The organism is Vibrio sp. AND4, assembly GCF_000171815.1.
GTDB lineage: Bacteria > Pseudomonadota > Gammaproteobacteria > Enterobacterales > Vibrionaceae > Vibrio.
The window spans coordinates 1-2,059 of record NZ_ABGR01000095.1; the positions used below are offsets into that span (position 1 = coordinate 1).

At 45.7% G+C, this 2,059-nt stretch carries 3 protein-coding genes; 2 read left to right on the forward strand and 1 reads right to left on the reverse strand.

From position 1 onward, the window contains the following. Positions 1-134: 134 nt before the first annotated feature. Positions 135-434, forward strand: a complete 300-nt coding sequence (locus AND4_RS20605) for a hypothetical protein (protein WP_083796314.1) — start codon at positions 135-137, stop codon at positions 432-434. Between the two features lie 54 nt (positions 435-488). Beyond that, a complete protein-coding gene (locus tag AND4_RS18830) occupies positions 489-1,334 on the forward strand; it encodes a sulfurtransferase (protein ID WP_009844581.1) in 846 nt (281 codons plus the stop codon). 147 nt (positions 1,335-1,481) lie between these two features. Here the strand turns inward: AND4_RS18830 and AND4_RS18835 are convergent. Continuing rightward, positions 1,482-2,059 (reverse strand): sugar-binding domain-containing protein (locus tag AND4_RS18835; RefSeq protein ID WP_009844582.1); only part of this gene is annotated, 578 nt, incomplete at its 5' end.

Genomic DNA, 2,059 nt, shown 5'->3' on the forward strand with positions numbered 1-2,059 from the left:
TAACCGAATTGAAGCAAGAGCTCGATTTAGCGTAAGAAAACGCCTGGCAACAAAGTTAAAATCGCATCGTTCTTTTGAACATGCGATTTTTTTGTTGTAAAAAGGTAGGACGATTGGTCAAGCTGGAAAATACGTTGGATAACCCGAAAACTTTCATATTGGTCTTTGTTTCTGCCTTAATTGCGTTATGTTTGACTCTGTGGTTAACCTCTTCAGGCAAAACACAAACTATCAGCGCAGAAGTGATTTCAAATACGTTAACACTATCACTTGATGGGCAAAGACGGTATCTAACAATCAAGTCGGGAGAAATAGGCACCAAACGCGTCGCTGTTCCAGCCTCTGTGAGTTGCCCTGAAGGTGCACGAGCGACTTTCAGCCAGGTTACTAATTCACTCTTCGAACAATCTCTCATATTTTTAAATTGCGAATGAGCCGACTCTTCGCGTCCACCTAAAACATCACTCTAAGTTAGGGAAACATAAACGATGCAAGCACTGATCAGTACTGATGAGCTCAACAACTTACTCGACCAACCCAACGTCAAACTCCTCGATGCGAGCATTGCGTTTCAAATCCCTTCTGAGAACAAGAAGATTAAAGATAAATGGCTGCCAAATACCTTACGCTTTGATTACCACAACGACTTTTGTTTGCCGAACTCCCCCCTACCACACATGATGCCTACAGAAGAAGGGTTTAACCAAAGCGCGCGACAGTTGGGCCTGAACAACGAAGATTTAATCGTGGTTTACGACAACTCTGGGACCTTGGCTGCACCAAGAGCATGGTGGATGTTCAAAGCGATGGGACATGATAATGTTCGAGTTCTGAACGGCGGACTTCCCGCTTGGATTGAAGCTGAACTTCCTGTTGTGAATTCGCTAACACGACCAAGTGAAAAAGGTAACTTTTCAGGTAAGCTGAACCAAGAAGCATTTTTGAGTGCCCAAGCTGTCCTGACGCATTCAAACAACCGAAGTGCAAGTATCATTGATGCAAGGGCCAAAGCTCGCTTCCTTGGTGAAGTACCAGAACCGCGAGAGGGACTACGCAGCGGACACATCCCCAATTCGGTTTGCTTGCCGTTTCAAGCGCTCTTAAACAATGGTCAAATAAAACCAAATTCAGAGATAAAACATATATTTAGTGCACTAGAAACAGACAGTGCACTAGAAATAAACAGCGGTAGAGCAACCATTTTTAGTTGTGGTTCCGGTGTCACTGCCTGTATTTTATTGCTTGCGGCGTATCAAATCGGTCTGGAAAATCTATCCGTCTACGATGGTTCTTGGACCGAATGGGGCGCAGACCACTCTTTGCCTATCGAGTAATATACCCAAGTAACCTCGAGATGCGAGGTTTAGCGAGAATGACTTGGGTATATGAGAGTAAGAGCAGCAAACGCTCTGATTTTACTTTGCCGAAGAAAATCGCAACGTAAGCCGTCGAACAATAACGACGACTTACGTTACTTTGTGCTATGCCTTTGATGAGTTGTCATCATGCATCTGTTCATCCAAGTTGAGTACCGTCAGGGCATTACTCACGCTGGTTGCAATCACATCAATGGCTCCGGTTCTTAAAGCGCCCAATAGCGCCAATGGTTTACTGTTTTCTGCGGCGATGGCGATCACTTCTGCGATGGGACGAAACTCTTCTATGCCTAAGCCTATGACTCGGTCGCTCATCACAGTGTTTGCTACAGCGCCATGGATATCAAAAAAATCGTAGCCCGCAAAGTCGCCAACAACCCCTTGCATCAATCGAGATTGAACGACTTCTTCTGGCGTGAACCAGCCCAGATCAACCATATAACTGTTCTCGCTCATGTCGCCAATACCGACCAGGGCAACGTCTGCTTTGCGCGCTAAGTCTAGGGTTTGTTTTACCGTCGCATTTTGCATAAAGGCGACCTTCTGCTCACGATTTTCAGCATAGGCAGGCGCATATAAGGTTTCCGATGTCCCTCCGTATTTCTTCGCAAACTGACGGCAGATATGATCGGCATTAAACATACCACCTCGTGGGTGAATCCCGCCGATACCGCACACAAACT